Source organism: Methylocystis sp. NC52PC, assembly GCF_055698645.1.
In genome coordinates this window covers 1,298,492-1,320,969 of record NZ_CP170127.1, presented here as the reverse complement: position 1 = coordinate 1,320,969, position 22,478 = coordinate 1,298,492, and the positions used below count along the sequence as shown (strand labels likewise).

The following is a 22,478-nucleotide window of genomic DNA, read 5'->3' as shown; positions in this document are numbered from 1 at the left end:
TGTCCTCGTTACTGGAGAAGGTCGGGACCTCGTTTGCTCGTCCCGGTCGCTGCGGGTGACCCTTCGCCCGCTCTTTTCAAGAGGCCATCGGACATCAACCTGTCGGCCAGCGCACCCATGGCCACCAGATTTCCTTCGTGGTTCAAGTGCCAATCCCGGCTGGAGACAAGCGTCGGCTTATCCGCTGATATATTGACGCGCAGGAGCGCATCCTGAAATGCGTCGTCCTCGAAATCGGAGGTCATATCCGAAAAATCAGTCTTGTACAGATCGCCGGTCGTCGCGTCTCTCACGCAACTCACGCGCTTGAGCGCCCGGTCCAATTCGCCATTGAAGGTGTTCAGCACTTTGAACTGTGCGCCGCTTCGCTTTGCGACGTCCATGGCTTTTCGAATCAAACGGTGCGTGATGTCGATTTGATATAATTCACGTGCGCCGAGAGGCCTGATGAAATGAGAAAAGTGGCTGCGGCCATTCGCGACGTCTTCTGCGGTGAGAGCGGTGATTTGAGGATAGGAAGAATCCACGATGTCCAGCTGACCGACTTCTGTCGCCGGACACGAGGACGCCGAGGTCGGCGCGAGAGACGACCGCGGCGTATGCTTGAGCCAATCGTCCAAATAGAGCTGCTCTATTGTGCCTCCTTGCCCAAAATGAAGGCGCGCCGACAGCGTCTCCAGGAGCAGCCACAACTTCGAACGAAACGAAGGGGTCTCGATATCGCCCGTGCGCAGGTCGAAAGTCGGTTTGATCCGCCCCGCGACCTTCGTCACGCTTCTGTCTATGTTCCCGTTCTCCCAATAGTCGTTTATGGGCGTCAGCCACATCAAGACGAGATCGGCCCGGAACTCTGCGAGATATGCGCTCAGAGCCAGGACTTCCTGATCCTGGCCCCATCCCGCGGAAGCAACGCTGAAGACCTTGATGTCATCGCGTCGATACTTAGTTTTTAGAATATCCTCGAGAACTCTCTCGGGCATTCTCTCCTTTGGCTGGAATCCCGCCTCGACGTACGAATCTCCCACCAGCACGACAACGAAATCGTCCCTGGCGTACTCAATAGGGCGGCCCCGCAAACCCAACTGGTTAACGTCGCTCTTGCTGGCGTAAAGGTCTGACTTATACGGGCTCGTCTCCCATTTCCATCCAACGGTCGGGGCGGGTGGAAGGTTCAAAATATGTAACGCGATCTCGCACAGCCCGGCGGAGACGATGAGAATTGCGAAAACCTCTATCGAAACGACGATTCTCCAACGATACGCGCTCATCGACATGGGCTTTTTCCAAAATGGGCTCACGAAGGGGCAATGTCTCGACGAAAGCGCTCGGTCAAGAATACGGTTAAGGTTTAGTCGTCGCCCCGTCAACGCCAACGGCGCAGAGCTGCTGGGCTCAACGGCGCCGTCGTGCATTTTCAGTGATTGGCGCGCTCGGGCGGAAACCTAAAAAATTGCTCGGAGCGGTTCATCATTGCGCCGTCCAGCCGCCATCCATCGGTAAAATGGCGCCGGTGATGGCGCAGGCTTCCTCGGAGGCGAGGAAGACGGCGAAGGCGGCGACCTCTCGAGGCGTGACGAAGCGGCGCGTCGGCTGCGCGGCGAGCAGCACCTTGTCGATGACTTCCTCGCGCGTCATGCCGCGCGCCGCCATCGTCGCCGGAATCTGGCGTTCGACGAGCTCCGTCCAGACATAGCCCGGCGCGATGGCGTTGACGGTGATCCCGTGGCTGGCGACTTCCAGCGCCGCGGTCTTGGCGAGGCCGGCGAGGCCATGTTTGGCGGCGACATAGGCGCTCTTATAGGGCGAAGCGATCGAGGCGTGCGCGGACGCGATCAAAATGACGCGTCCCCATTGCCGCGCCTTCATTCCCGGCAAGGCCGCCCGCAAGGCGTAAAAAGCCGATGAGAGATTGGTGTCGAGCACCCGCCGCCATTCTTGCAGCGGGAAGTCTTCTATCGGCGCCACATGCTGCACGCCGGCGTTGGCGACGAGAATGTCGACGACGCCAAACCTCTCGCGCGCCGCCGCAACCATGGCGTCGACCTCTTCGGGGTCGGAGACGTCGGCGCGCCAGGCGAGCGCCTCCACCCCAAACTCCTTTGCGATTTCAGATGCGGCGGCCGAGACGCGGGCGGAATCGCCGGCGCCATTGACGACGACATTGGCGCCTTTCGCCGCGAAGGCGCGGGCGATCTCGAAGCCGATGCCGCGCGTCGACCCGGTGACCAGCGCCGTCTTGCCCTTAAACATCAGGCCCTCCTTCTCCCGTCGCGCGGTTTTTTGCGATCTACAAGAGAATAAGACGCTGGCGACGTTCGGCGAGTTCAGCGGCGCCGCATTCGCTCGGCGCGGCGGATCTGCACGTAAAGCGCGCCCTCGCCGCCGTGATGGCGCGCCGCTTCGCCAAAGCCGACGACGACGTCGCGCAAATGCGGGGCCTGCAGCCACATCGGCACGACCCGGCGCAACACGCCGCCCTCCTCGCGCGACAGGCCCTTGCCCGTCACGACGATGGCGACCTTGGCGCCGTCGGCCTGGGCGCGGCGCAGAAAGCCGGTGAGCGCGCGCTGCGCCTCGTCCTGGCGCATGCCGTGGAGGTCCAGCCGCGCGTCGACGTCGAGGCGCCCGCGCTTGATTTTTACCCGGGTGCGATGGTCGATCTCGACGAGCGGCGCCGGGGGCCTGGGGGCGGGCGGGCGGTCGAGATGGGCGACGGGCGCGGGCTTTTGACCGGCCTCGCGCAGCGATTCCGCAACGACAGGCGCGGGCGGCGCTTCGTTTTGCGCGGGAGGCCTGGCGTGAAAGGGGCGCACATTGGCCGTGACGATTGTCCACAACTCCGCCTCGGCATGGGTCAGGCGGCGCATGTAGCGCGGCTTGTCGCTCATGGCGCCGGCGCCTCGCGCGGGAGCAGGACGACGACATCCGCGTCGTGACGCACGCGGCCGGCGAGCGCGCCCGCGCGGTCGCCCGCGCCGAAAAACAAATCGGCGCGCGCCGCGCCCAAAATCGCCGATCCCGTGTCCTGCGCGATCATCAGCCGCTGAAATCCCGTCTCCGCTTCGCCTTCCCACGGGATCCGCGCGCTGATCCAAAAGGGGAGGCCATAGCTCCAGAGCGACCGGTCCACGGCGATCGAGCGCAGCGGCGTCAAGGGAACGCCTTCGCCCCCGATCGGCCCGAGGCGCCGGTCGTCTGAGTCGTCGAGGCGGAAGAATACATAAGATCGATTTTCCTGCATCAGCCTTCGCCCTGGCTGATCGCGCCCGACCCCCATCTCCCGCAATGTCGCCTTCAGCCGCTCGAGCGACGTCTCCGCCGCCGGCGCCAACCCCCGCTCGATGATGAGCCGGCCGACTGACGTGTAAGGCCAGCCGTTGCGCCCGTCATAGGTGAGAGCGAGGCGGCGTCCATCGGGGAGGCGCAGGCGCGCCGAGCCCTGCACCTGGATGAGAAAAAGCTCGACCGGATCTCGCACATAGGCGATCGGCGCGGTCATTCGAGACGCCCGCGTCGCGCGCTCCGCAGGATGAAGCCGCGCCATCGCTTCGTCCTCCTTCGCCTCCGCCTCCTCGATTTCGCGCCGCGTGGGGTAGGGCGCGAGCCTGCCGTCCGGCAGGCGGCGCCCGCTCGTCAGCGTCTCGCCCGTCGGCGCGACAAGCGGCGCCGCGTTGAGCGTGACGAGGTCGGGCGGACGCGAGAGCGCCGCCGTCGCAAAGCCCGGCTCGGGCGCGAGCCGCGCGTCAACCTCCGGCTCGTAATAGGCCGTGACGAAGCCTTTGTGGGGGAGACGGAAGGGCGTAAACCAGCGCGAAAAAAATTCCGAGCCCGGGACTGGATCGGTCAGCGCGGCGCGCGCGGCGGCGATCAGGGCGGGCGAGGGAGCGCAGGCCGGTCGTTGCGCGTCTTCGCCGCCCAGAAGCCGGGCGGCGGAACGCCGGAAGACGGACAGGGCGGCGTCGAGATCATCCGCCCCGGCGCCGGGGATCGCCGCGAAGGAGAGAGGCGCGAAATCCCCCGGCGCGCGCAAGGGATCAGACGGCGCGGGTGGCGACGAGCTTCCAGTTCGGGTCCGAGGCGCGCGGATCGCGCGCGAAGGTCCACAGCTCCTCGACCGGCACGGTATTGCCGCCGTCGATCGTCTCGCCCGCCTTGTCCTTGCGGATCGTCATCAGGCGCACGGCGAAGCGCACGGTGATCTCGTTCAAGCGCGGCGCGGCGCGGGCGGCGTCGACGAGGGCCGAGTCGATGGCGACAATGGCCGTCTCCATGGTTTCGCCGGCCTGTTCGCGGCGGGCGATCTCGCCGGCGAAACCGTCGAAGACGTCCTTGGAGAGAAGCGGGCGCAGCGTGTCGCGGTCGCCCTTGGCGAAGGCCGTCACGATGATTTCGTAAGCGCGACGCGCGCCGTCCAGAAAGGCGCGGCCGTCGAAACGCGGGTCGGCCGCAGCGATGGCGTCGAGGCCGGGGGCCGCGTCCTCCTTTTCGGCGACGCCCCTCCAGTGGTCGTCGGGGCGCAGGGCCGGCATATCCTCGGCCGGCGGCGCGCCGGGCAACGGGGCCGGCCCCAGCGAAGCGCGCCGCGGCTCGAACCGGGCGGGCGGAGCCTGCTCGCGGTCGACGCGCACGCCGAGCACGGAGCGCAGCTTCCAGACGACGAAGATGGCGAGCGCCGCGAAGACGATCAGCGACGGGTCGAAGGGTTCGCCGGAGGGCGACATTGATCTCTCCCAGATCGAGCTTTTCTCGGCTACCATGTCGCGGCTCGCATGTCACGAATCAAGGGCCGCGCGGATCGCCGCAGGCATTGCGCCGCAAGGCGTTCTCGCGAGCCCGCGGGAGAGCCTTCCAGCCGTGAACGACAGGACCAAGCTCATCGGCCTGGCGCTGGGCCTTTGGCTCGCGCTTGAAATTCTCGCCTTCGCGTTCGTACTGCGGGCGGTGGGGCTTCTCGCCACGATTGCGCTCGGTCTCGGCACGACCGCGCTCGGCCTCTCCGACGTGAGGCGCCTGCTGACGGTCTGGCGCGAGCGCGGGCGGCTGCGCGCAGACGGCGCCATGCTCGACGGCGTCCTGCAGGCGCTCGCCTCGCTCCTGTTGATCCTGCCAGGCTTCGCCTCGGACATCGCCGGCCTGGCGCTGAAATCGCCTTCCTTCCGCGCTGGCCTGCTGGCCCGCTTCCGCAGCCGTGGCGGCGACGCCCGCGCCGCCGGACCGCAGACGATCGACCTCGCCCCGCACGAGTGGAAACATCTCACGGCGAGCGGCCGGCCCAAACGCAAGCGCCGCAAGAAGGACGGGCTTTCGGCGCCCTCGCCGTGAGCGCCGCAGCCTTGTTCGCGAGAGGCAGACGTGTTAGGCGGGCGCGGCTTTTTTTCTTGTCAGCGCAAGGCTGGAGATCCCTCAGATGACCGACACAAATGGAAATGGCGCCAACGCTGCGGCGGGGGGCGCGCCGGCCCTTAATGCGCTCGTGCAATATCTGAAGGATTTTTCGTTCGAGAACCCCAATGCGCCGAACTCGCTCGGGCCGCAGCAGAAGGCGCCCGACATTTCCATTCAGGTCAACGTCAACGCCAAACAGCTCGCGCCCACCGATTTCGAAGTGTCGCTGACGCTCGACGCCAAGGCCGGCGACGGTCCCAACGTGCTGTTCAAGCTCGACCTCGAATATGGCGGCGTGTTCCGCCTCATCAATATCCCCCAGGAGCAGGTCCATCCGATCGTGATGATCGAATGCCCGCGCCTGCTTTTCCCCTTCGTGCGCCAGATCGTGGCGGAGGCGACGCGCAACGGCGGCTTCCCGCCGCTCTACATCGACCCCATCGATTTCGTCGCCCTCTATCAGCAAAAGGCCGCCGAAGCCGCCGGTCAGCAGGGAACGGCGAACGCTTAAATCGGCAGGGCGAACGGAGACTCAAGCGGCGGAGGGCGGTTGCTCTCCGCTTTCTTGTATCTGCGGCAGATATTTGTCCCAAATGGCGGCCTTCCCGAGCGTGGACAGGAAGGCGCGATGCGCCTCGTCCTCGAGCGCGGTCAGGCGGCTTCGAAGCGGGGCCGGCCGCGCGCGCAACAGATCATTTCCGATTTGCGCCCGGCGCGCGACGCTGACGGTTGCAAGCGACAAAGCCGCCTGCCGTCCGCCGCGCAACTCGGCATAGACCTCCGCCAGGAGCCCGGCGTCGAGCAAAGCGCCATGCTTGTCGCGCCGCGATAGATCGACGCCGTAACGCTGGCAGAGCGCGTCGAGTGACGCCGGACTGCCGGGATGAAGCCGCCGCGCCATGGCGAGCGTGTCGATAATGCGGGCGGGCGACAACGCCGGCAACTTTTCTAGAGCGAATTCGGCGTTGAGGAAGCGCACGTCGAATTCGGCGTTGTGGGCGACGAGCGGACTGTCCTCGATGAAATCGACGAATTCCGCCACGATCTCGCGAAACTTCCGGTGCTGCAGCAGGAATTCACGCGAGAGGCCGTGAACGCGAAAGGCCTCCTCCGGCATGTCGCGCTCGGGGTCGATATAAGCGTGGAAGATGCGGCCGGTCGGGATGAGATTGGAAATCTCCACCGCGCCGATCTCGACGACGCGGTGGCCCTGCGCCGGATCGAGGCCGGTGGTTTCGGTATCGAAGACAATTTCGCGCATTCAAGCTCTCGCCGCCAATGTCCGCAGAAGTTCCTGCACCTGGGCGCGGGCCGCGTCGAGTCCCTGGTCCGTGCGCACCACGAAATCGGCGCGCGCGCGCTTTTCCGAATCGGGAACCTGCTTTTCGAGGATGGCTGCGAATTTTTCCGCCGTCATGCCGGGTCGCGCCAGAACGCGGGCTTTTTGCACATCTTCCGGCGCCGAGACGACGACAATGACGTCGACGCTCTTTTCGGCGCCCGTCTCGAAGAGCAGCGGCACGTCATAGACGACGAGGCGCGCGCCCTTCGCTTCCTGCTCCGTTAAAAACTGATCGCGGGCGGCCCAGACGAGCGGATGCACAATGTCTTCGAGCCGTTTCAAGGCGTCCGGATCGCCGAGGACCCGTTCGGCAAGCCGCCCGCGGTCGACCACGCCGTCGACGGCGACGCCTGGAAAGGCCGCTTCGATCGGCGCCACGGCCGCGCCACGGTAAAGATCGTGGACGATCTGGTCAGAATCGAGCACCGGCGCGCCCGCGTCGCGAAACATCTGCGCTGTGGTCGATTTGCCCATACCGATGGAGCCGGTGAGACCGATCTTCAGCACGAGATCACCCGACGAGCGCGCCGATGCGACGCAGAACGTCGAGAAGCGGCAACAACGGCAGGCCCATGATCGTCCAGTGATCGCCCGCAACCTCTTGAAAAAGATGCGCGCCGAGACCTTCGACCTGATAGGCGCCGGCCGTCGTCAGCGCCGTCTCTCCCATCGCCGCGAGATAGGCGTCGATGAAGGCGTCGCTCAAAGGCCGCATCTCGAGATCGGCGTGGGCCACCGTCTCATAGATCACCGCGCCATCGCGCGCGAGCGCGATGGCCGCGTGCAGCCGATGCCGGCGGCCGGAAAGAAAGCGCAAGAGCGCCGCCGCCTTCTCCATGCTTTCGGGCTTGCCGAAGAGCCGCTCGCCGCAGCTTGCCACCTGATCGGCGCCGAGCGTGAGACGCCCCGGCGCCTCGACCGAGACGGCAAGCGCCTTGGCGCGGGCGAGCGCCTGCGCAACCGAATCGGCGCCGACAGGACCGAGCGCCTGTTCGATTGCACGCTCGTCGACGTCGGCGGGCCATGATTCGAAGGGCAGGCCGGCCTGAGCCAGCACCTGCCGCCGGCCGGCGCTTTTCGAGGCGAGAATCAGCGGCGCGTCGGCGCGCCAGAGGGAGAAGGACGGGGCTTCGCTCACGAATGGCTCATCCACAGCCAGGGCTAAAAACTTTGGAAAGCGGGGACGGCGCGCTCGTCTCGACGGGGCGCTGTCGACAGCTGGGCATATCCACGACCGGCTTTCAACAGGCAAGCCGATCTCCAACGCGGCGCCGTGAATCGACGGCTCAAGACTCATAAACATTCAGAGCCGGGTTTTTCCCCAGCGGGCTCTAGAAGTAAGTAATTGAATAATAAATATTTTTAGCGCTCTTCCCGATTCTCGGCGGGCTCGCGGGCGAGTCGTCCCACCCGGCTGGCCCTGTGGAGAAAAGGTTAACAAAAATTAACCACTGCCGATCGTTGGTTAACAAAAAGTAAATCAATCCTTTTTTAAAGGATTTTAATTTTTTGGGCTTTCGGGCTACGTCACATTTGCAAGGACCTGAGCCGAGTGATGCGGGAGATGTGAGCTTTGACCGAGGAAAAACCCCTGATCGCGGCCCTGCGCGGCGTCGCGCAAGAGGTCCCGCCGCTGTGGCTCATGCGTCAGGCGGGACGCTATCTGCCGGAATATCGAGCGCTGCGGACGCAGGCGAAAAGCTTCCTCGATTTCTGCTACACGCCGGCCATGGCCGCCGAAGTGACGCTTCAGCCGATTCGGCGCTTCCACTTCGACGCGGCGATCCTCTTTTCCGACATTCTCGTCGTTCCCGACGCCATGGGGCAGACGGTCTCCTTCGAGACGGGCGAGGGGCCGCGGCTCGCGCCGATCGAGACGCCCGAGGGCGTCGCCCGTCTCGGCGCCTTCGACGTGGAGAAACTCTCGCCCGTCTTCGAGACCATCGATCGGGTGAAGTCGCAGTTGCCCGGCGACGTCGCCTTCATCGGTTTCTGCGGCGCGCCCTGGACGGTCGCGAGCTACATGATCGCGGGCAAGGGCACGCCCGACCAGGCGCCCGCCCGCCTCTTCGCTTTCCGGCACCACGAGGCGTTTCAGCAGCTGATCGACCGGCTGGTCGAGGCCTCGGTCGACTATTTGACCCGCCAGATCGACGCCGGCGTCGAAGTCGTGCAGATTTTCGACAGCTGGGCGGGCGTCCTCCCGGCCAATGAATTCGAGGCCTGGTGCGCCAGGCCCATCGCCCGCATGGTCGCGGCGCTGAAGGAGAAGCGCCCGGCGACGCCGGTCATCGCCTTCGTGCGCGGCGCAGACGCGCAGCTTCCGGGGCTGACCCGCCGGCTCGGCGCCGAGGGCTATGGGCTCGACACGGCGCTCGACGCCAGCTGGGCCGTCAGCGAAACCGCCTCGACGGTCTGCCTGCAGGGCAATCTCGATCCGCTGGCGCTGCTCGCCGGCGGTTCGGCGCTCGATCGGGAAATCGATACGATTCTCGACGCCTTCCACGGTCGTCCACATATTTTCAACCTCGGGCATGGCATTTTGCCGCAAACGCCGATCGAGCATGTCGAGCGTCTCGTCGCCAAGGTGAGGCGCGGTTTCGGCAGGAGCTAGAATGTATCTCTGGATCAAGGCCTTGCATGTCGTCGCCATCATCAGCTGGATGGCGGGGCTGCTTTATTTGCCACGTCTGTTCGTCTATCACGCGGAGACGGCGTCCGGGCCGCAGTCCGAGACCTTCAAGATCATGGAGCGGCGGCTTTATCGCTACATCATGACCCCGGCGATGGTCGTCGCCTGGCTCACCGGAGCGTTCATGGCGGCGGACGCCGGCGCCTTCGCCCAGGGCTGGTTTCATGTGAAGGCCGGGCTTGTCCTGCTTCTCACCGGCGCCCATTTTTATGACGGCGCGCTGCTCCGGCGGTTCGCGAGCGACGCCAACCGTCACTCCTCGCGTTTCTTCCGCGCAATCAACGAGGTTCCGACCGTGCTCATGATCGGGATCGTCGTCATGGCGATCGTGAAGCCCTTCTGAGGGCGCTTGCGTCGCGCGGAAAAAACCTTTATGAGAATAATCCTCACCTCTGGCAGATAGTCGAGTCGTCGACCGCCGAAGCACTGTCTCGGCGTGCGGAACATTTATTCCCATCCCCCTGCCCTCTCTCCGAACGCTCGTCTCTTATCGAAGGCCCACATGCGGGAAATCAAACTTTCGGACTTGAAGGCAAAGTCCGCCGCCGAGCTTCTTGCTTTTGCCGAGGAGCATGAAGTCGAAAATGCGTCGCTGCTGCGCAAGCAGGAGCTGCTCTTCGCGATTTTGAAGCAATTCGCCAGCCGCGACGTCGAGATCGTCGGCGAGGGCGTGGTCGAGGTGCTGCAGGACGGCTTCGGCTTCCTGCGTTCGCCCGACGCGAACTATCTCGCGGGTCCGGACGACATCTACGTGTCGCCCTCGCAGATCCGCAAATTCGGACTGCGCACCGGCGACACGGTCGAGGGCATGATCCGCAGCCCGAAAGAGGGCGAGCGTTATTTCGCTCTTCTCAAGGTCAACACCATCAATTTCGAGGATCCCGAGAAGGTGCGCCACAAGGTGCCCTTCGACAATCTCACGCCGCTCTATCCCGACGAGCGCCTGAAGCTCGAAATCGACGATCCGACCAAGAAAGACCTGTCCGCGCGGGTCATCGACCTCGTCGCGCCGATCGGCAAGGGGCAGCGCGCGCTGGTCGTCGCGCCGCCGCGCACGGGCAAGACGGTGCTGCTGCAGAACGTCGCGCAGTCGATCACCACCAATCACCCGGAATGCTATCTGATCGTTTTGCTGATCGACGAGCGTCCCGAAGAAGTCACGGACATGCAGCGCAGCGTGCGCGGCGAAGTCATTTCCTCGACTTTCGACGAGCCGGCGGTGCGCCATGTGCAGGTCGCCGAAATGGTGATCGAAAAGGCCAAGCGCCTCGTCGAACATCGCCGCGACGTGGTGATCCTGCTCGATTCGATCACGCGTCTGGGCCGCGCCTACAACACCGTGGTGCCGTCATCGGGCAAGGTGCTGACCGGCGGCGTCGACGCCAACGCTCTGCAGCGCCCCAAGCGCTTCTTCGGCGCGGCGCGCAATATCGAGGAGGGCGGTTCGCTGACCATCATCGCCACCGCGCTGATCGACACCGGCTCGCGCATGGACGAGGTGATTTTCGAAGAGTTCAAGGGCACCGGCAACAGCGAGATCATTCTCGACCGCAAGGTCGCCGACAAGCGCGTCTTTCCGGCGCTCGACATCACGCGCTCCGGCACCCGCAAGGAAGACCTGCTCGTCGCGCCCGACATCCTCAAGAAGATGTACGTCCTGCGCCGCATCCTCAATCCGATGGGCACGGTCGACGCCATCGAATTCCTGCTCGGAAAGCTCAGAGAAACGCCGAAGGGCAATCAGGCCTTCTTCGATTCGATGAACACCTAACGAGCCAAGCTGCGGCGCGCGCTGTCCTTCGGGCGCGCCGCAGTAGGTGACAAGCTGCGCTTTGGGGTTTGGGCTGAAGCGTCGCCGGGCGAGACCATGACGAAGGCGGTGTTCACCACGAAGAGCGCGTCGTCCTATGACGACCTCCCCGAGGTGCGTTATCATTTTCCAAAGACTTATTTGAATCAGGTGGAACGCGCAGTCGGCGACTGGATCGTCTATTACGAGCCGAGGCGATCCTCAAACGACCCAGCCAGCCGAGGCGGCGCGCAGGTTTATTTTGCAACGGCGCGTCTCGTCCGCGTCGCCCCCGATCCGACACGCGCGGATCATTTTTTCGCAGAGGTAGAGGATTATCTTCAATTCACGCGTCCGGTTCATTTCCGCGAAGGAAGCCACTTTTACGAGTCCGGTCTTGAGAAGCCGGACGGCTCGACGAACAAGGGCGCATTCGGGCGCGCGGTTCGAAATCTGAGCGACGCCGAGTACGATTTGATTTGGGCTGCCGGCTTTGGTCACATCATTGGGGCCGAACCGCGCCTTCGATTAGCGCCAGACATCCCCGAAGCGCCTTTGCAGCCGATTCCGGGCTTTTCCGAAGAAGGATCTAAATTTATCTACGACGAGCCCCTCGAACAGGATCGTCGGATCATCGAACAACTCACGTCGCGGCCGTTTAGAGACAGGGCATTTGCTGCGGCGGTGAAAGACGCTTACCTCGACACCTGCGCCATGTGCGGCGTCAAGATAATCAACGGCGGCGGTCGCTCCGAGGTTCAGGCCGCGCATATTAGACCGGTCGAGCACCGTGGGCCCGACAGTGTCCGCAACGGCATGGCGCTCTCGGGAACCTTCCATTGGATGTTCGACAGGGGTCTAATCTCAGTGGATGACGATTACAGGCTGCTCCTCGCGAAAGATCGGGTTCCGGATACGATTGACCGCTTCCTCGGCGGGAATGAGCGGCTGCTTGTCCCGAAGAGGCCCGAGTTGCGCCCCCACCCGAAATTCTTGGCATGGCATCGAAGCAATGTCTTCAAAGGTTGATCCATCTTCAACGTCGGACGCTAGGCACGGAATGTTCGCCAATTTCGCCAATGTCTGGACCTTCGTCGCCCTTTCCGGGGATTTGAGACCCGGGGCGCCGCTCCCGCTCCGGATCGCGGGCGAGCGCGTCGTTCTCTTCCGCGACCCCGCCGGCACGGCCGCCGCGCTCATCGACCGCTGCCCGCATAGGGGCGTGGCTTTGTCGCTCGGCCGGGTGGCGGGGGGCGAGATCGAGTGCCCCTTCCATGGCTGGCGGTTCGACGGGACGGGGCGCAATTGCGGCGTCCCCTGGAATCCGGACGCCAAGCTCGAAACCCTGAGCGCCATCGCCCTGCCCGTGCGCGAGATCGCCGGGCTCGTGTGGCTCCATACGGGCTTCGCGCCGCCGACCGAGCCTGACGTCTCGGAGAGTTTTACCGCCCCCAAGGTCGTGCTGTGCGCCCAGTCCGTCGTTTGGCGCGCTCATTGGACGCGGGTGATGGAAAATATGCTCGACATGCCGCATCTGCCCTATGTCCATCGCCGGACGATCGGCAAGGAGTTGAGCCGGCTCGTTGAGGGCGCGCGGATGGACATGCTCCTGCAGGAGCGCCCCTACGGGCTTCATATCTCCAATGAAATCAATGGCGAGACGCGTCCGGGGAGCCTCGACTATCGCTTTCCCAATGTCATGGAGCTCTGCATCGACCCGCCGGGGAAGCTGTTGCGTCTCATGGTGGCCTGCATCCCCGAAGACGACAGGACGACCCGGCTGCTGCTGCTCACCCTCCGGGATTTTGCCCGCTCGCCGCTGCTCCATCCAGTGTTCCGACTGATGAACGGCCGTATCGCCACCGAGGACCGGCGGATCGTCGAGTCGTCCCTGCCGGGCGAAGTCCCGCCGCCTGGCGAGGAAGCGTCCGTCCGCACCGACGCGCCCACCCTCGCCTTCCGCCGCATCTACCGGCAGCGGCTTCGCGGCAGTGAGGCGCATCCGCCTGCGCGGGTTTCTGCGGGCTAGCCATGGATACGGTTTTTTCCCTTGGCTCCGGGGCGGGTCGCGCGGCGATCGCCGTGATCCGACTCTCGGGACCGGCTGCCGGGACTGTTCTGGTGGAGTTCACTGGCGCACGGGGCGCCGCCCGTCAGGCCCGCTTCGTCACCCTGCGCGACCCGGAAAACGGCGAGGCGCTCGATCAGGGGCTGGCGCTGTTTTTCCCCGCGCCCCAGTCCCCGACAGGCGAGGACTATGCCGAGCTGCATATTCACGGCGGCCGGGCGGTGGTCGACGCCGTGCTCCAGGCGCTCTCGCGCCGTCCGGGCCTGCGTCCGGCTGAGCCCGGCGAATTCGCCCGACGCGGCTTCGCCAATGGCAAATTGGATCTCTCCCAGGCCGAGGCGCTGGCGGATCTCATCGACGCGGAGACCGAAGGGCAGCGGCGCCAGGCGTTGCGCATCGCCGGCGGGGCCTTGCGCCGGCAGGTGGAGGACTGGCGCGCGGCGCTCGTTGACGCTCTGGCGCTCGTCGAAGCCGAACTCGATTTCAGCGACGAGGCTGACGTGGGGAGTTTCGACCGCGACGGGCTCTGCCGGCGCCTCGCGCCGCTTTGCCGCGCGATGCAGGCGGCGCTCGCCGAGGCCCCGGCCTCCGAGCGGATGCGCGAGGGCTTCCTCGCCATGCTGCTGGGGCCGCCCAACGCCGGCAAATCCACGCTGCTCAACGCGCTCGCGCGTCGTGACCTCGCGATCGTCTCCCCGACCCCCGGCACGACCCGCGATATGATCGAGGCTCATCTCGATTTGAAGGGTCTCCCGGTTACCTTCATCGACACCGCGGGGCTACGCGAAGCGGCGGAAGAGATCGAACGGATCGGCGTGGACCGCGTGCTGCGGCGGGTCGAAACCGCCGATCTGCTATTGTGGCTGTCGCCCGGCGGCGAGACCGAGCCCGCGCATATCCCGGGGGGGACGCAGGTCTTGAAGATCGCCACCAAAGGCGATCTTTTTACCGCGCCCGGAGGTTGGCTCGGCATTTCAGCTTCGACCGGCGCCGGGCTGGAAGAGCTGTTTGCAGCCGTTGCGGCGCGGGCCGAGGCGAGACTGGGCGACGGCGGCGCCGCTCTGTTCATTCGTGAGCGGCACCGCGCCGCCGTGGCCTCGGCCCTTCTCGCGGTCGAAGCCGCCGAGGCGCGCGAAAAGGACTTGGAATTTGTGGCGGAGGATTTACGTTCCGCTGCGCGGGCGCTGGGGCGCATTGTCGGCGCCGTCGACGTCGAGCATGTGCTCGACGCGGTTTTCTCCCGCTTTTGCATTGGGAAGTAGCAGGCAGGCTGTTTCACGTGAAACAGGCAAGCTGGGGCCAGGAACTGTGCAGGCGATGCGATCCTTCGACGTGATTGTGATTGGCGGCGGCCACGCGGGCTGCGAAGCCGCCGCGGCTGCGGCGCGGCTCGGCGCGCGGACCGCGCTGATCACCCATTCCCGCCAAACGATCGGGGTCATGTCCTGCAATCCCGCGATCGGCGGGCTCGGCAAGGGCCAGCTTGTCCGCGAGATCGACGCGCTCGACGGCCTGATGGGCCGCGTCGCCGATCTCGGCGGCATCCAGTTCCGCATGCTGAACCGCTCCAAGGGGCCCGCCGTCCGCGGACCGCGCGCTCAGGCGGACCGCAAGCTGTATCGCGCGGCCATGCAAGCGGCGATCGAGGCGACGCAGAACCTTGCTGTGCTCGAGGGCTCGGTCGAGGATCTTCTGTTCGAGGGCGATCGCGTGCGCGGCGCGGTGACCGCCGCTGGGGACGAGATCCGCGCCGAGGCCGTGGTGATCACGACGGGGACGTTCCTTGGCGGGGTCATCCATATCGGCGATGTGCGCACGCCCGCCGGCCGCATGGGCGATCCGCCGGCGCTGGGCCTCTCACGCCGATTGCGTGCGGCCGGCTTTGCCGTTGCGCGGCTCAAGACCGGCACGCCGCCGCGCCTGGATGGCAGAACGATCGGCTGGGACGCACTCGAAAAACAATTTGGCGACGAAGCGCCCGAGCCCTTTTCGACGCTCACCACGCGCCTCGAGAATCGGCAGATCGCCTGTGCGATGACCCGGACGACCGCGCAGTCGCATGACGTGATCCGCGCTGATCTGCATCGCTCGCCTCTCAAAACCGGGGCGATTTCCGGCCCGGGGCCTCGCTATTGCCCCTCCATCGAAGACAAGGTCACGCGCTTCGGCGATCGCGACGGCCATCAGATCTTTCTCGAGCCGGAGGGACTGGACGACGACACGGTTTATCCCAACGGGATTTCCACCTCCCTGCCCGTCGCCACGCAAGAGGCGTTCATCCGCGCCATCCCGGGGCTGGAGTCGGCGCGCATTCTGCGACCGGGCTATGCCATCGAATATGATTATGTCGATCCGCGCGAATTGACGCCGGCGCTCGAAACCAAGCGCCTGAAGGGACTGTTTTTCGCGGGACAGATCAACGGAACGACCGGCTATGAAGAGGCGGCGGCGCAGGGACTGGTCGCCGGTCTCAATGCCGCGCGGCTCGCGGCGGATCAGGCCCCGATCGTTTTCGACCGCGCCGAGGCCTATCTCGGCGTCATGATCGACGATCTGGTGACGCGCGGCGTGAGCGAGCCCTATCGCATGTTCACCTCGCGCGCCGAATATCGGCTATCCCTGCGCGCGGATAACGCCGACGAGCGGCTGACCCCCAGGGGGATCGACCTTGGCTGCGTCGGGCCGGCCCGCCGGCAGATTTTCGCCGCCCGCGCCGAGAAAATGACGCGCGCCCGCGTCTTGCTGGAAGGCGTCTCGCTCACCTCGGCCGCGGCGCTCAAGCAGGGGCTGCCCGTCAATCAGGACGGCCAGCGGCGCACCGGCTTCGCCCTGCTCGCCCTGCCCGCAATCACAGTCGGGCGCCTGAGCCAAATTTGGCCCGAACTCTCCGAAATCGACGCGGCGACGGCGGAGCGGATCGAGACAGACGCGCGTTACGCCGTCTATCTCGACCGCCAGCAGGCGGACATCGACGCCTTCCGCCGTGACGAGCAACTCGCCCTGCCCGAGGCGCTGGATTACGAGTCGATCGCCGGTCTTTCGGCCGAGTTGCGCGGCAAGCTGGCGTTCCTGCGGCCCCGCACCCTCGGCCAGGCCCAGCGCATCGACGGCATGACGCCTTCAGCCTTGACCTTGCTCGCCGCGCGGGCCCGCCGGGCGTGAGCGACGGACGCGCAAAGGCGCTCGAGCGTTTCCCAGCGCTCCGGCCGATCGAGCAGGAGCTCAGCCTCTTTGAGACCTTGCTGCGGCGCTGGCAGGCCAAGATCAACCTTGTTGCGGCAAACACCGTCAACGACGTCTGGCTGAGGCACTTCGCCGATTCGGCGCAGGTCCTCGCGGCGGCGTCGGAAGCCAAGACGTGGGCGGATCTGGGGTCGGGGGCCGGCTTTCCCGGCCTGGTGACGGCCTTATTGCTCAAGGATCGTCCCGGCGCTCGGGTCCATCTCATTGAAAGCGACCAACGCAAGGCCGCTTTTCTGCGCGCTGTTTCACGTGAAACAGGCGCGCCTGCAACGGTGCATGCCGAGCGAATCGAGGGCGCGCTCCCGCCGCTCGTCGGACAAGTCGAGGCCATCAGCGCGCGTGCGCTGGCCCCGCTCGGCCGGCTCATGGAATTGGCGCGCAAACCCTTGGAAAACGGCGCAACGGGCGTGTTTTTGAAGGGGGAGGAGTGGCAGGACGAATTGACCGCCGCCCGCCGCCTCGGTAATTTCGACATTAGGACAATTGAGAGTCGCACACATCCGCGCGCCAGATTGATCGTCGTCAATTCACCGCCTGAGGCAGATTTTGACCGGACAGACTAACGGGCCGCGCGTGCTTGTCCTCGCCAATCAAAAGGGCGGCGTCGGCAAGACGACGACGGCGATTAATCTCGGCACCGCCCTGGCGGCGGTGGGCGAGGAGGTCCTCGTCATCGACCTGGACCCGCAAGGCAACGCCTCGACCGGCCTCGGCGTCGATCGCAAGAGCCGCACCCTCTCGACTTATGACGTTCTGCTCGGCGAGTCGAGCCTGGCCGACGCCATTGTCGAGACCGTGGTGCCCCGCCTGTCCATTGCGCCATCAACGCTCGATCTGCTCGGCGTGGAGCTCGAAATCGCGGGCGACAAGGACCGCGCCTTCCGTCTGAAGCGCGCGCTCGCCGAACTCGTCGCCGCCGAGCTGCATGACGGCAGGCGCTACGATTATATTCTCATCGACTGTCCACCCTCGCTTAATCTTTTGACCATCAACGCGCTGGCGAGCGCCGACGCGGTGGTTGTGCCGCTGCAATGCGAATTTTTTGCGCTCGAAGGCCTGTCGCAGCTTCTCTCCACCGTTGAGCAGGTCACGCGGACGCTCAATCCGAAGCTGTCGATCCACGGCGTCGTGCTCACCATGTATGACCCGCGCAATAATCTCGCGACCCAGGTGGCGGCGGACGTCCGCCGCTTCATGGGCGACAAGGTCTATGAGACCATGATCCCGCGCAATGTCCGTGTGTCCGAGGCGCCCTCGCATGGCAAGCCGGTGCTGCTCTATGACCTCAAATGTCAGGGGAGCCAGGCCTATCTGCGGCTCGCCTCCGAGGTGATTCAGCGGGAAAAAAACCTCCGCGCGGCTTGATCTTCGCGTAATGACGCCATTGGGAGAGGGGAATTATGGCTGAAGAACCGCGCCGACGGCTGGGCCGCGGCCTGGCCGCGCTGCTGGGCGACGCTGGAGAAGCCGCGCCCGTCGAGCGGCCGCGCGGTCAGCGCAAGGCGCCGATCGAATTTTTGCGCCCCAATCCTCGAAACCCGCGCAGCCAGTTTCGGGAAGAGGATCTGGCCGATCTCACCAATTCGATTCGTGAAAAGGGGGTCATCCAGCCCATTGTCGTGCGCGCCATCCCCGGCGTCGCCGACGCCTATGAGATCATTGCGGGCGAGCGGCGCTGGCGCGCGGCGCAGGCGGCCGGCCTCGCCGAGGTGCCGATCGTCATTCACGAGGCCGACGACAAGGAGGCGCTCGAACTCGCCATCATCGAAAATGTGCAGCGCGCCGACCTCAACGCCATCGAGGAAGCCAAGGGCTATGAGCGCCTGGGCGCCGAATTCGGCTATTCGCAGAGCGACGTCGCGAAAATCATCGGCAAGAGCCGCTCCCATGTCGCCAATACGCTGCGGCTGCTGAATCTTCCCGAATCGGCCAAGGCCCTGGTGCGCGACGGCGCGATTTCCGCCGGCCATGCCCGCGCCCTGCTCGCGGTCGAGAATCCCGAGGCCGTGGCGCGGCGCATTGTCGAAGACGGCCTGACCGTGCGCGACGTCGAGGCGCTGGCGCAGGAGCAACAGGCGGGGGGCGCGCCTGGCGGATCATCGCTCGGCAAGCGGCCCCGGCCGGAAAAGGACGCGAACACGCGGGCGCTGGAAAAGACGCTCGCCGACGCGCTCGGCCTCGCAGTGGAAATCAAGAATCAAGGGGAGCGCGGCGAGGTCCGCATCCGCTATCAGACCCTCGACCAGCTCGACGCCATCTGTCGCCTGCTCGGCGAATAGGAAGAAGTCGGGCAAGGCCGTCTGATCGGCAGGGGACGCGCGGCGCGCGCGCGACGCCGCCTTCGCGGCTCCTCCGTTTTTTTGACTTTCGTAATCGCTTCGGCCACGTCCCGAGAACGCTGGTCGAAAAAGAACGAGGACGCTCCGCAGAAACACAAAAAAACCGGCCCCGCGAGGGGCCGGCGTTTTCTGTTTCGGGGGGTTAAGTCGATCAGAACAGTCTCGGAACGCCCCAGTCGGCGCCGAAGCGGTAGGTCAGGCCGCCCGAGATGACGACCGGATTGATCTTCACCGCGAGGTTCAGCGGAACGAACACCGGACCGCAGTTGAAGCAGCCGCTGCCCACCGAGACCGGCGTCGTATTGGCGACGGCCCACACATGCGCGGTCGGCTCCATCATGATGTATTTGACGTCGACGTTCACGCCCCAGCGGTCGTTGAACATATAGTCGATGCCGGCCTGGCCGACGACGCCCCAGGACGGGGTGATGCTCGCCGAATAGGCGCTGGTCCAGGCGGTGAAGCCGGGGACCGCGGTGGCGAGGGCCGGGTTGATCGCGGCGATCGGCTGCGTTTGGTTGCCGGCGCGGGTGCCCCAGAAGGCGGTGAAGTTCACGCCGACGCCGACGTAGGGCTGGAAGGCGCCGAAATTCGTGAAGTGATACTGCAGCATCAGGGACGGCGGGAACACCCAGGTCTTGATGACGCTCGCGCCCTGAAGCGGGCCGACGCCGGTCACGTGATGCGGGGTGACGCAGCAGATCGCCTCGATCGCCCAGTTCTTCGTCAGATAATAGGCGACGTCGATCATCGGGACGATGGACGAGGAGATGTTCGTATTGGCGCCGAAGAACGGCGTCGTCGGGCCGCCGCTGTAGCCGAGGGTGTTGAGCGCCGTCTGCGGCCAGGGGTTGATGCCGGGCACGGCGAGATAGCTGCCGGTGCCGCGGTCGGTGATGTAGGCCGAGCCCTCGGTCGGGATCACGCCGCCGACCTTGAGGCGGACCTGGAACGGATGGAAGGGTTCGATCACCGGCGGCGGCGGCGGCGGCGGCGCCTTGATGCTGGGCAGATCGGCCGCGTAAGCGGAGACGGCGGCCGTCCCCATGGCAATCGCAGCAAAAGCGCCGCGGACAATATTCCTCATCGGAACCCCCATTAGAATTCTCTTGGCAGACGGTCGACGCCGTCGCGCCGAGTCGAGCGAAGGTTGCTATGTTTCAGTCCTGCGCTGCTTGATAAATATCAAGAAAAAGCCTGTGGAGAGTTCATTCTTCCTTATTGTGGCTCTTGCGCAACAATCCGGCGCTGTTGCCTTGCAGCACGGCGGGCGCTAATCGAGACGGCGAGAAACGCCTGAGAACCTCGGGCAAATCGGCGCATGATGCGCCGCAGCGGCGCCCAAAAAAGCGCCGCCCCTTGCGCAAGGTCCGCCCCATTGACCGCCATCGCCTCGAAAGCCGAACCGAAAGTCGACGCCGAACTCGCCGCCGCGCATGGGCTCAAGCCCGACGAATATGCGCGCATCCTCTCGCTCATCGGCCGGACGCCCAGCTTTACGGAGCTCGGCGTCTTCTCGGCGATGTGGAACGAGCACTGCTCCTACAAGTCGTCCCGCATCCATCTGCGCAAGCTGCCGACCAAGGCCCCCTGGGTGATTCGCGGCCCTGGCGAAAACGCCGGCGTGATCGACATCGGCGACGGCGACGCCTGCGTCTTCAAAATGGAGAGCCATAATCACCCCTCCTTCATCGAGCCTTATCAGGGCGCGGCGACGGGCGTGGGCGGCATTTTGCGCGACGTCTTCACCATGGGGGCGCGGCCGATCGCCTGCCTCAACCTTCTGCGCTTCGGCCAGCCCGAGCATCCCAAGACCCGCCATCTCGTCTCGGGCGTCGTGGCGGGCGTCGGGGGCTATGGCAACAGCTTCGGCGTGCCGACGGTCGGCGGCTCGACGGAATTCGATTCGTCTTACGACGGCAATATTCTCGTCAACGCCATGGCGGTGGGCCTCGCCCGCGCTGATTCGATTTTCTATTCGGCGGCCGCCGGCGTCGGCAATCCGATCGTTTATCTCGGCTCCAAGACCGGGCGCGACGGCATTCACGGCGCGACCATGGCCTCGGCCTCCTTCGAGGCCGACGCCGAGGAGAAGCGCCCAACCGTCCAGGTCGGCGATCCTTTCTCCGAAAAGCTCCTGCTCGAAGCCTGTCTCGAACTCATGGCCTCGGGCGCCGTCATCGCCATTCAGGACATGGGAGCCGCCGGCCTCACCTCCTCCGCCGTAGAGATGGGGGCGAAGGGCAATCTCGGCATCGAGCTCGATCTCGACGCCGTGCCCTGCCGCGAAGAAGGCATGACCGCTTATGAGATGATGCTCTCCGAAAGCCAGGAGCGCATGCTCATGGTGCTGAAGCCCGAGCTCGAGCAGCAGGCGGAGGCCATCTTCCGTAAATGGGGCCTGGACTTCGCCATTGTTGGCAAGACCACCGACACGCTGCGCTTCGTCGTCAAGCACGAGGGCGAGGTGAAGGCCGATCTGCCGATCAAGGAACTGGGCGACGAGGCGCCGGTCTATGACCGCCCCTGGGTTCCGACCCCGAAGCAGCCGGTCATCGACCCGGCGTCGGTGACGCCGCCCGTGTCGAACCGGGACGCCTTGTTGAAACTGCTTGCGACGCCCAACCTCTGTTCGAAGCGCTGGGTCTGGGAGCAGTACGACCATCTCATCCTCGGCAACAGCGTCCGTCAGCCGGGCGGCGACGCGGCGGTGATCCGGGTCAAGGACGGCCCCAAGGGCCTCGCGCTCACGACCGACGTCACCGCGCGCTATTGCGCCGCCGACCCCGTCGAGGGCGGCAGACAGGCCGTGGCCGAGGCCTGGCGCAACATCACCGTGCGCGGCGCGACGCCGCTGGCGCTCACCGACAACCTCAACTTCGGCAACCCCGAGCGGCCCGAATATATGGGCCAGTTCGTCGGCTGCCTGCAGGGGATCGGCGAGGCCGCGGCGGCGCTGGATTTCCCGATCGTCTCCGGCAACGTCTCGCTCTACAACGAGACCCAGGGCGCCGGCATTCTGCCGACGCCGGCGATCGGCGGCGTCGGCGTCATTGCGGACGTCGCGCAGTCGGCCCCGACCGGCTTCGTCCGCGCTGGCGACGTCATCCTCCTGATCGGCGACACGGCAGGCTGGCTCGGCCAGTCGGCCTATCTCGTCGATCTCTGCGGACGCCGCGCGGGCGCGCCGCCGCCGGTCGATCTCGCCGCCGAGCGACGCAACGGCGATTTCGTCCGCGCTCAGATCCTCGAAGGCAAAGTCGCGGCGGCGCATGATCTCGCGGACGGCGGCCTCGCCGTGGCGCTCGCCGAAATGGCGCTCGCGGGCGCAATCGGCGCGACGCTCGACGCCTTGCCCGATGGGCCGGCGCATGCGGCCCTCTTCGGCGAGGACCAGGGGCGCTATCTCCTCGCCGCATCGACAGAAGCTGCGGCCGCGATTCGCGCCGCGGCGGCGGCGCAGGGCGTTCCCGTCCAGCCCATCGGCGTCACGGGCGGCGATTCCTTGAACCTGCCGGGCGAGGCGCCGATATTGCTCTCGGATCTCCGCCGCGCGCATGAATCGCCGCTTCCGGCCTATATGGGCGGAGACGACGGAGCCTTTTCCAACAATTCATGAC

At 65.5% G+C, this 22,478-nt stretch carries 22 protein-coding genes; 13 read left to right on the top strand and 9 right to left on the bottom strand.

Features of this window, described 5'->3' with window-relative positions; all coding sequences use genetic code 11:
• Positions 1-8 precede the first annotated feature (8 nt).
• The 5 genes from ACETII_RS08305 to ACETII_RS08285 form a co-directional block, all read right to left on the bottom strand.
• Positions 9-1,274 (bottom strand): hypothetical protein, encoded by a 1,266-nt coding sequence (locus tag ACETII_RS08305; RefSeq protein WP_472787731.1) that lies wholly within the window; start codon positions 1,272-1,274, stop codon positions 9-11.
• Between the two features lie 193 nt (positions 1,275-1,467).
• Positions 1,468-2,250, bottom strand: a complete 783-nt coding sequence (locus tag ACETII_RS08300) for a 3-hydroxybutyrate dehydrogenase (protein ID WP_472787730.1) — start codon at positions 2,248-2,250, stop codon at positions 1,468-1,470.
• 74 nt (positions 2,251-2,324) lie between these two features.
• Positions 2,325-2,888, bottom strand: coding sequence for a Smr/MutS family protein (locus ACETII_RS08295; RefSeq protein ID WP_472787729.1), 564 nt, complete (start codon positions 2,886-2,888; stop codon positions 2,325-2,327).
• Positions 2,885-4,030 carry a murein transglycosylase A gene (gene mltA, locus ACETII_RS08290; RefSeq protein WP_472787728.1) on the bottom strand — a complete coding sequence of 382 codons (1,146 nt, stop codon included), beginning with the start codon at positions 4,028-4,030 and terminating at the stop codon, positions 2,885-2,887. Before mltA ends, ACETII_RS08295 begins: the two co-directional genes overlap by 4 nt.
• Before the next feature lie 4 nt (positions 4,031-4,034).
• Entirely contained in the window at positions 4,035-4,721 is a 687-nt protein-coding gene (locus ACETII_RS08285; protein WP_472787727.1) for a Tim44/TimA family putative adaptor protein, read from the bottom strand.
• Between the two features lie 133 nt (positions 4,722-4,854).
• Here ACETII_RS08285 and ACETII_RS08280 point away from each other — a divergent pair, with 133 nt between their 5' ends.
• Positions 4,855-5,322, top strand: coding sequence for an FxsA family protein (locus tag ACETII_RS08280; protein ID WP_363350505.1), 468 nt, complete (start codon positions 4,855-4,857; stop codon positions 5,320-5,322).
• Positions 5,323-5,407: 85 nt separating this feature from the next.
• Positions 5,408-5,896 (top strand): protein-export chaperone SecB, encoded by a 489-nt coding sequence (gene secB, locus ACETII_RS08275; RefSeq protein WP_363350503.1) that lies wholly within the window; start codon positions 5,408-5,410, stop codon positions 5,894-5,896.
• Between the two features lie 21 nt (positions 5,897-5,917).
• Here secB and dnaQ read toward each other — a convergent pair whose 3' ends face one another.
• The 3 genes from dnaQ to ACETII_RS08260 are packed head-to-tail and all read right to left on the bottom strand — an operon-like array spanning position 5,918 to position 7,865.
• A complete protein-coding gene (gene dnaQ / locus ACETII_RS08270) occupies positions 5,918-6,646 on the bottom strand; it encodes a DNA polymerase III subunit epsilon (RefSeq protein WP_472787726.1) in 729 nt (242 codons plus the stop codon).
• Positions 6,647-7,234, bottom strand: coding sequence for a dephospho-CoA kinase (gene coaE, locus ACETII_RS08265; protein WP_472787725.1), 588 nt, complete (start codon positions 7,232-7,234; stop codon positions 6,647-6,649). It abuts the gene before it with no gap.
• Between the two features lie 4 nt (positions 7,235-7,238).
• The gene (locus ACETII_RS08260) at positions 7,239-7,865 is read right to left on the bottom strand and encodes a Maf family protein (protein WP_363350497.1); all 627 of its coding nucleotides are present in this window, start codon (positions 7,863-7,865) and stop codon (positions 7,239-7,241) included.
• A 435-nt stretch (positions 7,866-8,300) separates the two neighbouring features.
• On the opposite strand from ACETII_RS08260, the gene hemE reads away from it, so the two are divergent.
• The 10 genes from hemE (at position 8,301) to ACETII_RS08210 (ending at position 18,798) form a co-directional block, all read left to right on the top strand.
• Positions 8,301-9,341, top strand: a complete 1,041-nt coding sequence (gene hemE / locus ACETII_RS08255) for a uroporphyrinogen decarboxylase (RefSeq protein WP_472787724.1) — start codon at positions 8,301-8,303, stop codon at positions 9,339-9,341.
• A 1-nt stretch (position 9,342) separates the two neighbouring features.
• Entirely contained in the window at positions 9,343-9,762 is a 420-nt protein-coding gene (hemJ, locus tag ACETII_RS08250) for a protoporphyrinogen oxidase HemJ (RefSeq protein ID WP_363350493.1), read from the top strand.
• 159 nt (positions 9,763-9,921) lie between these two features.
• Positions 9,922-11,190: a transcription termination factor Rho gene (gene rho, locus ACETII_RS08245; RefSeq protein WP_363350491.1), complete on the top strand. Its 1,269-nt coding sequence runs from the start codon at positions 9,922-9,924 to the stop codon at positions 11,188-11,190.
• 96 nt (positions 11,191-11,286) lie between these two features.
• Positions 11,287-12,237 carry an HNH endonuclease gene (locus tag ACETII_RS08240; protein WP_472787723.1) on the top strand — a complete coding sequence of 317 codons (951 nt, stop codon included), beginning with the start codon at positions 11,287-11,289 and terminating at the stop codon, positions 12,235-12,237.
• 31 nt (positions 12,238-12,268) lie between these two features.
• Positions 12,269-13,237: a Rieske 2Fe-2S domain-containing protein gene (locus tag ACETII_RS08235; protein WP_472787722.1), complete on the top strand. Its 969-nt coding sequence runs from the start codon at positions 12,269-12,271 to the stop codon at positions 13,235-13,237.
• A 2-nt stretch (positions 13,238-13,239) separates the two neighbouring features.
• Positions 13,240-14,538 (top strand): tRNA uridine-5-carboxymethylaminomethyl(34) synthesis GTPase MnmE, encoded by a 1,299-nt coding sequence (gene mnmE, locus ACETII_RS08230; RefSeq protein ID WP_472787721.1) that lies wholly within the window; start codon positions 13,240-13,242, stop codon positions 14,536-14,538.
• A 55-nt stretch (positions 14,539-14,593) separates the two neighbouring features.
• On the top strand, positions 14,594-16,438 hold the full coding sequence (gene mnmG, locus ACETII_RS08225; RefSeq protein WP_472787720.1) for a tRNA uridine-5-carboxymethylaminomethyl(34) synthesis enzyme MnmG: 1,845 nt from the start codon (positions 14,594-14,596) through the stop codon (positions 16,436-16,438).
• Complete coding sequence (rsmG, locus tag ACETII_RS08220) at positions 16,435-17,082, top strand: 16S rRNA (guanine(527)-N(7))-methyltransferase RsmG (RefSeq protein WP_472787719.1); 648 nt, start codon at positions 16,435-16,437, stop codon at positions 17,080-17,082. The genes mnmG and rsmG overlap by 4 nt, the downstream gene beginning before the upstream one ends.
• Complete coding sequence (locus tag ACETII_RS08215) at positions 17,066-17,884, top strand: ParA family protein (protein ID WP_363350480.1); 819 nt, start codon at positions 17,066-17,068, stop codon at positions 17,882-17,884. The genes rsmG and ACETII_RS08215 overlap by 17 nt, the downstream gene beginning before the upstream one ends.
• 35 nt (positions 17,885-17,919) lie before the next feature.
• Positions 17,920-18,798 (top strand): ParB/RepB/Spo0J family partition protein, encoded by an 879-nt coding sequence (locus tag ACETII_RS08210; RefSeq protein ID WP_363350478.1) that lies wholly within the window; start codon positions 17,920-17,922, stop codon positions 18,796-18,798.
• A 211-nt stretch (positions 18,799-19,009) separates the two neighbouring features.
• Here the strand turns inward: ACETII_RS08210 and ACETII_RS08205 are convergent, their stop codons facing one another.
• Positions 19,010-19,945, bottom strand: coding sequence for an OmpW/AlkL family protein (locus ACETII_RS08205; RefSeq protein ID WP_472787718.1), 936 nt, complete (start codon positions 19,943-19,945; stop codon positions 19,010-19,012).
• 291 nt (positions 19,946-20,236) lie between these two features.
• Between ACETII_RS08205 and purL the strand changes: the two genes are divergently transcribed.
• Positions 20,237-22,477 carry a phosphoribosylformylglycinamidine synthase subunit PurL gene (purL, locus tag ACETII_RS08200; RefSeq protein ID WP_472787717.1) on the top strand — a complete coding sequence of 747 codons (2,241 nt, stop codon included), beginning with the start codon at positions 20,237-20,239 and terminating at the stop codon, positions 22,475-22,477.
• Position 22,478 lies beyond the last annotated feature (1 nt).

Coding starts and splice junctions, on each gene's coding strand:
- ACETII_RS08235 (WP_472787722.1), top strand. CDS start 12,269: ATGTTCGCCAATTTCGCCAATGTCTGGACCTTCGTCGCCCTTTCCGGG.
- hemJ (WP_363350493.1), top strand. CDS start 9,343: ATGTATCTCTGGATCAAGGCCTTGCATGTCGTCGCCATCATCAGCTGG.
- ACETII_RS08205 (WP_472787718.1), bottom strand. CDS start 19,945: ATGAGGAATATTGTCCGCGGCGCTTTTGCTGCGATTGCCATGGGGACG.
- secB (WP_363350503.1), top strand. CDS start 5,408: ATGACCGACACAAATGGAAATGGCGCCAACGCTGCGGCGGGGGGCGCG.
- ACETII_RS08210 (WP_363350478.1), top strand. CDS start 17,920: ATGGCTGAAGAACCGCGCCGACGGCTGGGCCGCGGCCTGGCCGCGCTG.
- ACETII_RS08240 (WP_472787723.1), top strand. CDS start 11,287: ATGACGAAGGCGGTGTTCACCACGAAGAGCGCGTCGTCCTATGACGAC.
- rho (WP_363350491.1), top strand. CDS start 9,922: ATGCGGGAAATCAAACTTTCGGACTTGAAGGCAAAGTCCGCCGCCGAG.
- ACETII_RS08295 (WP_472787729.1), bottom strand. CDS start 2,888: ATGAGCGACAAGCCGCGCTACATGCGCCGCCTGACCCATGCCGAGGCG.
- mnmE (WP_472787721.1), top strand. CDS start 13,240: ATGGATACGGTTTTTTCCCTTGGCTCCGGGGCGGGTCGCGCGGCGATC.
- dnaQ (WP_472787726.1), bottom strand. CDS start 6,646: ATGCGCGAAATTGTCTTCGATACCGAAACCACCGGCCTCGATCCGGCG.
- ACETII_RS08300 (WP_472787730.1), bottom strand. CDS start 2,250: ATGTTTAAGGGCAAGACGGCGCTGGTCACCGGGTCGACGCGCGGCATC.
- ACETII_RS08305 (WP_472787731.1), bottom strand. CDS start 1,274: ATGTCGATGAGCGCGTATCGTTGGAGAATCGTCGTTTCGATAGAGGTT.
- ACETII_RS08285 (WP_472787727.1), bottom strand. CDS start 4,721: ATGTCGCCCTCCGGCGAACCCTTCGACCCGTCGCTGATCGTCTTCGCG.
- mnmG (WP_472787720.1), top strand. CDS start 14,594: ATGCGATCCTTCGACGTGATTGTGATTGGCGGCGGCCACGCGGGCTGC.